This window comes from Sandarakinorhabdus sp. (assembly GCF_041689835.1).
Lineage (GTDB): Bacteria > Pseudomonadota > Alphaproteobacteria > Sphingomonadales > Sphingomonadaceae > Sandarakinorhabdus.
Genome location: NZ_JBDNFM010000092.1, coordinates 1 through 7,809 on the forward strand (window position 1 = coordinate 1; position 7,809 = coordinate 7,809).

Annotated in this window: 10 protein-coding genes; 8 read left to right on the forward strand and 2 right to left on the reverse strand. The window is 66.3% G+C overall.

Going from position 1 to position 7,809, the window contains the following annotated elements; genetic code table 11:
• On the forward strand, positions 1 to 438 hold a 438-nt coding region (locus tag ACESL8_RS04530; protein WP_372916409.1), incomplete at its 5' end, for a RidA family protein.
• Here the strand turns inward: ACESL8_RS04530 and ACESL8_RS04535 are convergent.
• Entirely contained in the window at positions 435 to 1,169 is a 735-nt protein-coding gene (locus tag ACESL8_RS04535; protein ID WP_372916411.1) for a methyltransferase, read from the reverse strand. The genes ACESL8_RS04530 and ACESL8_RS04535 overlap by 4 nt on opposite strands.
• Before the next feature lie 81 nt (positions 1,170 to 1,250).
• On the opposite strand from ACESL8_RS04535, the gene ACESL8_RS04540 reads away from it, so the two are divergent.
• Genes ACESL8_RS04540 through ACESL8_RS04570 form a run of 7 tightly spaced genes read left to right on the forward strand, consistent with a single transcriptional unit; the run spans position 1,251 to position 6,588 of the window.
• Positions 1,251 to 1,664, forward strand: a complete 414-nt coding sequence (locus ACESL8_RS04540) for an ABA4-like family protein (RefSeq protein WP_372916413.1) — start codon at positions 1,251 to 1,253, stop codon at positions 1,662 to 1,664.
• Complete coding sequence (locus ACESL8_RS04545) at positions 1,661 to 1,855, forward strand: DUF1289 domain-containing protein (protein WP_372916415.1); 195 nt, start codon at positions 1,661 to 1,663, stop codon at positions 1,853 to 1,855. Before ACESL8_RS04540 ends, ACESL8_RS04545 begins: the two co-directional genes overlap by 4 nt.
• Positions 1,852 to 2,883 (forward strand): LLM class flavin-dependent oxidoreductase, encoded by a 1,032-nt coding sequence (locus ACESL8_RS04550; protein ID WP_372916417.1) that lies wholly within the window; start codon positions 1,852 to 1,854, stop codon positions 2,881 to 2,883. Before ACESL8_RS04545 ends, ACESL8_RS04550 begins: the two co-directional genes overlap by 4 nt.
• A 3-nt stretch (positions 2,884 to 2,886) precedes the next feature.
• Positions 2,887 to 3,333 (forward strand): UDP-N-acetylglucosamine--LPS N-acetylglucosamine transferase, encoded by a 447-nt coding sequence (locus ACESL8_RS04555; RefSeq protein ID WP_372916419.1) that lies wholly within the window; start codon positions 2,887 to 2,889, stop codon positions 3,331 to 3,333.
• The gene (locus tag ACESL8_RS04560) at positions 3,330 to 3,818 is read left to right on the forward strand and encodes a glycosyltransferase (RefSeq protein WP_372916421.1); all 489 of its coding nucleotides are present in this window, start codon (positions 3,330 to 3,332) and stop codon (positions 3,816 to 3,818) included. The genes ACESL8_RS04555 and ACESL8_RS04560 overlap by 4 nt, the downstream gene beginning before the upstream one ends.
• A 3-nt stretch (positions 3,819 to 3,821) precedes the next feature.
• Positions 3,822 to 4,631, forward strand: coding sequence for an acyl-CoA thioesterase (locus ACESL8_RS04565; protein ID WP_372916423.1), 810 nt, complete (start codon positions 3,822 to 3,824; stop codon positions 4,629 to 4,631).
• A 31-nt stretch (positions 4,632 to 4,662) separates the two neighbouring features.
• Positions 4,663 to 6,588 carry an alkyl/aryl-sulfatase gene (locus ACESL8_RS04570; RefSeq protein WP_372916425.1) on the forward strand — a complete coding sequence of 642 codons (1,926 nt, stop codon included), beginning with the start codon at positions 4,663 to 4,665 and terminating at the stop codon, positions 6,586 to 6,588.
• Positions 6,589 to 6,722: 134 nt separating this feature from the next.
• Here ACESL8_RS04570 and ACESL8_RS04575 read toward each other — a convergent pair.
• Positions 6,723 to 7,809: LVIVD repeat-containing protein (locus ACESL8_RS04575; protein ID WP_372916428.1), on the reverse strand; the 1,087-nt coding region annotated here is incomplete at its 5' end.

The window sequence follows — 7,809 nt, forward strand, 5'->3', positions numbered from 1 at the left end:
CCCCGCGCTGGCGAGTGTGCGCGGCGGCGGCGGTCTGCAGCGCCGCTGACCGCGATGACCATCACCCGGATTGCCAGCGGCGCCCCGTGGGAGGCGCTGGTTGGCTATTGCCGCGCCGTGGTGGCACCGCCGTTCGCGTTCGTTTCGGGCACCGTGGGCCGCAATCCCGATACCGGCGATCTGCCGGCCGATGTGGAAAGCCAGTGCGCCAACGCACTCACCATCATCGGCCGCGCGCTGGCCGCTGCTGGCACGGATTTCGCCCATGTCGTGCGCGTGACCTATTATCTGGCCAACCGCGCCGATTTCGAACCCTGCTGGCCGCAATTGCGCGCCGCCTTTGGCGCCAACCCGCCGGCCAGCACGGTCATCTTCGCCGATCTGCTCGACCCGGCGATGAAGATCGAGATCGAAGTGACGGCAGCGCTGCCGGCCTAGGGTTTCACAAAGCGATAGTAGAACCGGTTGGTCTTGCCGCGCAGCGCCGGATCGAACACCAGCATTTTGGGATCGTCGCCCGCCAACTCCAGGATCGGCACGCTGCCGGCAAAACGAAAACCGGCGCGCGCCATGTCAGCCTTGACCACAGCTGCATCGATGCGGTGCGTCTTGTCAGCCTGAGCGCGGCTGTCCATCCCCGGCACGCCGTAATGATCGATGATCAGCACCACACCGCCGGGTTTCAGCGCCGCAAACAGCCGGGCGTTGTACGCATCGACATCGGTGCGCGGATATTTGAACTTCTCGCTCTGCCAATAAAGATCGTGGTAGGTCAGGTGGAAGAAGGCGGCATCGAGCTTCTCCGGCATGGCCGCCTCGCCCGGCGCGCCCACCACCAGCTCCACATTCCTGTTGCGCTTCTGCAGATCGGCCCAAGCCGCCGCCGTCTTGGCATCTTCCATGTAATTGACCGGCTCGATGGCAATCACCCGGCCTTTCGCCCCGACATGGCGGGCAAGCAATTCGGTATAATAGCCTTGCCCGGCCATCACATCCATGACGCGGGCACCCGGCCGGATCAGGCTTTGCGCCAGCACGTCGGCGGGCTTGCGGCCTGCATCCAGCGCCGCCATCGCCTCCGGCCGACCCGGCGCCTTCACCACGTCCACCGGCGCGGCCGCCGCCAGCAGCCCGGCCACAGCCGCCAATGCCAAGATGCGCTTCATCATCAGTCCTCCCCTGTTTCACCTGATGCTGCCACAGTGCCGCTCGCTTGACCATCACCGCCGCCGCCGCCACTGTGCGCCGCGATGACGCCCGACAGCCTGTTCCAGATTGCCAGCGCGGCCGTGTTGCCCGGCTGGCTGGCGCTGGCCTGCGCGCCGCTGGCCCGGGCGCGGCTGGTGCTGGCGGCGCGGGTGATCGCGGTGCTGTTGTCGGGCTTTTATGTCACGCTGCTGGTCACTGGCCTGGCCGGCGAAGGCCCGCCTGCCGGCGCCGGTTTCGACACACTCGAAGGCGTGCGGTTGCTGCTGTCTTCACCGCAGGCGCTGCTCGCCGGCTGGGTGCATTATCTGGCGTTCGATCTGTGGGTGGGCAGCTGGGAAGCCGAGGATGCCGCCTTGCCGCACTGGCTGCTGCTGCCGTGCCTGGCGCTCACCTTCTTCGCCGGCCCGACCGGGCTGCTGCTTTATCACCTGTTCAAGGCGGCGCGAAAAGCATGAGCGAGGCCCTCACCGTCGCTTCCCCCTGCACCAACGTGTGCCGCATCGATCGGCGCAGCGGCTGGTGCAAAGGCTGTTTGCGCAGCATCGATGAAATCACCGGCTGGGCACTGGCCACCGACGATCAGCGGCGCGCCGTCCTCGCCGCCTTGCCCGGCCGCCACGTTTCAAAACGCGGATTGCGGCAATGATCCCGCTTTCCGTCCTCGATCAGACGCCGATCCCGCAAGGCACCACCCCGGCGCAGGCATTGGCCAACAGCATCGATCTGGCCCGCCACTGCGAAGCCTTGGGCTATCAGCGCTTCTGGCTGGCCGAACACCACGCCAGCACCGCCTTGGCCGGCAGTGCGCCGGAAATCCTGATCGGTGCCGTCGCCAATGCCACGTCGCGCATCCGCGTCGGTTCGGGCGGGGTGATGCTGCCGCATTATTCGCCGCTGAAAGTCGCCGAACAATTCAGCCTGCTCGCCGGCCTCCACCCCGGCCGCATCGATCTGGGCTTGGGCCGCGCGCCGGGCAGCGACCAGCGCACGGCGATCGCGCTGCAGCAGGACCGCCGCCAATACGCGCCAAACCAGTTTCCAGAAGCGTTGGCGGAACTGATCGGCTATTTCGAAAATTCACTGCCCGAAGATCACCCCTTTCATGCCTATGCCGGCACCCTGCCCGGCCGGCCGCATGTGCCCGAACCCTGGGTGCTGGGTTCCTCGCCCGACAGTGTCGCGTTCGCCGCCGATCTGGGCCTGCCCTATTGCCTCGCCGATTTCATCGCGCCGCGGATGGGCGAACTGGCGCACCAGTATCGTGACCGCTTCACGGCCCGAAATACTCTGGGCCACGCCGGTGACACGCCGCACCTGATGGTGGCGGTGTGGACGGTGTGTTCCGACACGGATGAAGAGGCCCTGCGCCTGGCCGCACCCGCCCGCATGATGTTCGCGCATCTGTTGATGGGCAAATCCATATCGGTGCCGCCGCCGGATGTGGCGCTGGCGTGGCTGGCCGATCGGCCCGATGTCGCAAAAGCCTTTGCCAGCCGCCGCGTGGTGGCCGGCAGCCCCGAAACCGTGCGCGCCGGGCTGCAACAGGTATGCGCGGAATATGCGCCGGACGAACTGATGCTGGTCAACATCCTGCACGGCCACGAGGACCGCAAGCGCAGCTACACGCTGACCATGGACGCCCTGTCGGAATCCGTTTCCCCGGTGGCGGCCTGAACCATGACGAAACGGGTGCTGGCCATCGCGTCGGGAGGCGGGCATTTCATTCAGCTCATGCGGCTGTCCCCGGCGTGGGACGGGCACGCGGTGAGCATCGCCACGGTCGATCCTTCCAGCCGCGCACTGGTGGGCGATGCGCCGTTCTTTACCTTCCGCGACGTCTCCCGCGCCGATTGGTGGCGCATCCCGGCCGCCGCGATCGACATCGCCCGCATTCTCATCAAAACGCGCCCGCAAGTGATCATCACCACCGGCGCGCTGCCCGGCCTGATCGCCTGCGCGCTGGCCCGGCCGTTCGGCGTCAAAAGCCTGTGGGTGGACAGCATCGCCAATTCCGAAGTGCTGTCGGGCAGCGGCGGGCAGGCCGGGCGTGTGTGCTCGCAGGTCGTCACCCAGTGGCCGCACCTCAGCGCGGGCAAGGCCCAACATTGGGGCAGCGTGCTGTGAGCGGCGTGTTCGTGTCGGTTGGTTCGATGCTGGCATTTGATCGGCTCGCCCGCGCCATGGACGAATGGGCCGCCGCCAATCCTGAAATCCCGGTTGAAATCCAGATCGGCAAGGGCGATTACGAACCGCGCCGCGCCCGCTGGGTGCGCAAGCTGGCGCTGCCCGATTATCAGGCGCGGGTGCAGGATTGTGCACTGTTCGTCGCGCACTGCGGCATGGGATCGATCATCAGCGCCATCGAAGCCGGCAAGCCGATCCTGATGCTGCCGCGCCTGCAAGCCCAGGGCGAGCACAACACCGATCACCAGCTCGCCACCGCGCGCCATGTCGGCATCCGCCCCGGCCTGCATGTCGCCGCCGATGCAGATGATCTCAAAGCCCGCGCCAGCACGCTGCTCGCCGATACCGGCAGCGCCCCTGCCCCGATTTCCCGTTTTGCCGATCCGGGGTTCACCACCCGCATCCGCGCCTTCATCGAAAGCTGACCCGTGCACCCCTTGATTCCCGTCGAGCCTGCCGACCGGCCCGGCCATTATCGGCTGACCGTGCCGAAGAACCTGTGCGTCGGTCCGCCCGACCGATTGTTCATGTTCGGCGGGGTGGGATTGGCGAGCGCGCTGGCCGCCGTGGAGCATTTCACCGGGCGCCCGACGGTGTGGGCGGCAGCGCAATATCTCAGCTATGCGCGGCCGGGAACGGAACTTGATCTGGAAGTGATCGTGCCGGTGGCCGGCAAATACAACAGCCAGGCGCGGGTGATCACACGGGCGGGCGACCAGGAAATCATCACCGTCAACGCCGCGCTGGGCAGCCGCGAGGGCAGCCCGCACCACCAGTGGGCGCAAATGCCGGCCGTGCCGCCGCCCGAAGACTGCCCCGAAATGACGATCCGCTGGCAGCGCGATCCAGATGACATGAACAGCCTGTGGGAACGCCGGGTGGCTGCCGGCAGCTTCGGGCGGGAACGCGGTACCGCGCCGGCATCGGCCGATGGCATCGGCCGGCTGTGGGTGCGGCCCACCGATCCCGGCCTGCCCATCGACCGGCTGGTGCTGGCAGTGATGGCGGATTTCCTGCCTTCGGGCGTCGGCAACGCGCTGGGCGCCAATGCCGGCGGCAACAGCCTGGATAACACCATCCGCTACATGAATTTCGTTCCCACCGGGTGGGTGCTCACCGATATCCGCATCCACGCCGTCCACGCCGGCTTTGCCCACGGCCGCGTGCATCTGTTTGCGCAGGATGGCACCTTGCTGGCCACGGCGAGCCAGAGCCTGATTGTGCGAATTCACAGTTGAGGCGCGGCGGGCGCGGGTCTAGCCTTGCGTCATGACACCACATCTCCTCGCCCTCCTCCTCGCCTCCGCAGCCGCGCAGGTTCCTCCGACTGCCAGCCCGCAGGTGCAAGCCGACAATGCGGCGCTCAGTGCGACGCTGAACTGGGCCGACACGCAGGATTTCGACTTTGCCGGGCGCGGCTTTCTGGGCAGCATCCCCGACGGCAAGATCCGCAACGCCAAGGGCGATGTGCTGCGCGATCTGGCGGACGAGGCGCAGTTCAGCGGCCCCGCGCCGGCAACGGTGAATCCCAGCTTGTGGCGCAACGCGACCTTGGTGGCCAAGCACGGCCTGTTCCAGGTGGCAGACGGCATCTGGCAGGTGCGCGGCCTCGACCTGGCCAACATGACCGTGATCCGCGGCGCCGCCGGCTGGATCATCGTCGATCCGCTCACCGGTGCCGAAGCCGCCACTGCCGCAATGGCGCTGGTGACCCAAAAGCTCGGCAAGCGGCCGGTGGTCGCGGTCATCTACACCCACAGCCATATCGATCATTTCGGCGGCGTGATGGGCGTGGTGAACCCGGCCGATGTGGCGGCCGGCAAGGTGCAGATCATCGCGCCGGAGGGGTTTCTTGAACATGCGGTGTCGGAAAATGTCATCGCCGGCCCGGCCATGCTGCGCCGCGCTGCCTACATGTTTGGCGCGATGCTGCCGCGCGGGGCCACTGGCCATGTCTCGTCGGGGCTGGGGCCGATGGGCACGCCCGGCACCTATGGCCTGATCCCGCCAACGGACAGCATCAAGGCCACCGGCGAAACACGCACCATCGACGGCGTGGAGATGGTTTTCCAGGTGACACCAAACACCGAAGCGCCGGCGGAAATGAACTTCTATCTGCCGGCATGGAAAGCGCTGTGCCTCGCTGAAAATGCCAACGCCGCCATGCACAATCTGCTCACGCCCAGGGGTGCGCTGGTACGCGATGCCAAGGGCTGGGCGGATTATCTGATCGAGGCGCGGCGGCGCTGGGGCGGGGAGACCGATGTGCTGTTCACCAGCCATTTCTGGCCGCGCTGGGGCAAGGATCATATCAGCGATTATCTGCTGCGCCACGCCCAAGCCTATGCCTTTGTGCACAATGAAAGCGTGCGGCTGATCAACAATGGCCTGAATGCCGTGGAGATCGGCGAGGCCATCAAGCTGCCCGACCCGCTGGCCAAGGCGTGGTTCAACCGGCCCAATTACGGCAGCCTGAAATTCAACGCGCGCGCCGTCTATCAACGCTATCTGGGCGCGTTCGACGGCGATCCAGCCAATCTCGATCCGCTGCCGCGTGGCCTACTGGCGCCGCGATTGGTGGCGCAAATGGGCGGCCCGAAGAAGGTGCTGGCTGCCGGCACGGCTGCCGCTGCCAAGGGTGATGACCGCTGGGCCGCAACGCTGCTTTCGACTCTGGTGCGCGCCGCTCCCGCCACGCCGGGCGCCAAGGCCGCGCTGGCCGGCGTCTATCGCCAACTGGCGTGGCGCGCCGAAGCCGCCCCGTGGCGCGATTTCTACCTCACCGGCGCACAGGAGCTTGAACACGGTATCAAACCCGGCACCCAGGCGGCCGCCGCCGGCATTGCCGCCAATTTGTCGGTGGCCAATCTGCTCGACAGCATGAGCGTGCGGCTGGTGCCGGACCGCGCCACCCTGCCAATGACCATCGCGTTCGAGATTCCGGATGCGAATGAACGCCACCTCGTCACCATCGGCAACGGCGTGATGCTGCACGAAAAGGGCGTTGCCGATGCAGCACAGGCCACGTTGGTGGTGCCGCGCCGGGCGCTGATCGGGTTGATCGGCGGCGCGGTGAAAGCACCTGACCTGATCGCGGCAGGGCAGCTGGATATCAAGGGCGATCTGGCGGTGCTGCAGCGCTTCATGGGCCTGTTCCAGCCGCCGAAACCCGATTTTCCGCTGGTCGCGCCGTGATGCGACCAATCAAAGAATCCGCGCCGTGACGCGACCAATCAAAGAATCCGCGCCGTAACACGGCCAATCAGAGAACCCGCGCCGCAAGGGGGCGCTTTTCCACCATCACCCCGTCATGCTGGCGAAGGCCGGCGCTACTTCCGCAGCGGTGACCAGCCGGCCATATCCACCCGGTCCGTCACCCGGTACGGCTGGCCGTTCTCGCCGATGAAGAAATGCTCGGTTTCCTTGCGGTTGAACGGGCGTGAACCCAGGCGGCCCAGCACCGCGATCTGGCCGCCGGTTTCATCCACGCCGCGATCACGGTCCAGCCCCTTGGCCACCGACAGCGCCGGGCGGGCCGTGCGGGCAAAGGAAATCAGTTCCGGCATCGGTTTGGGCGAAAAGCCATAAAAATTGGGCTGGCTGACCGGGCTGGTGAGTTGCAGCACCTTCACGCCGTTGCGGCCATCGGCAACATAAGCAAACAGCGTGGCATTGGTGGTGGCCACCACCACATCCTCCGCATCATTGAGCGTGCCGCCGGCCGTGAAGCGCTGGTACAGCTTGGGCGCCAGCGGCTTCTTGATGTCCACGATCACCAGACCTTCGTCCTTGGCTGCGACATAGGCATAGGTGCGGGCGAGGTAGAATTTGCGCGCGTTGCCGATCTCGAAGGTCGCTTCGGGATGATACACGGGGCGCGCCAGATCGGCGATGTCGAACAATTCCAGGCCGTTCGCCGTGGTCACCCACAAATAGCGGAATTGCACGGCACTGGCCCGCGCATCGTTCAGCGGCAGCACGGCCTTGAGTTCGGGCGCGGTCGGCGTGTTCAGGCTGATCACCACCACGGCCTTGGGCGTCGTCACATAGGCCATGTAACCGGCCAACGTGATGTGACGCGCACCGTTCAGCACGCCGTTCGGGTTCCACGCCGTCTTGCCGCCGGCCAGCACGGCGCGTTTGAGGAAATTATTGCGCGGCTCCCCATCGGTGAGCGTATCGACATTGACCATCACCAGGCCCTCCACCGCATCGGTCACCACTGCATAGCGGTAGATGTCGTGCAGCTTTTGTTCCTGATTGAAGCCGGCCAGCGGATCGGCCAGCGGCCTGCCCGCGGCGCGGGCATCCTGCTCGCCCACGATCTTGTCGTTGCGCGGCACCGAAATCGGCTGGTTGGTGGCAATTGCCATGCAGGTCGCGTTGGCCGTCTTCACCTGCGCATCATGGCCCAGC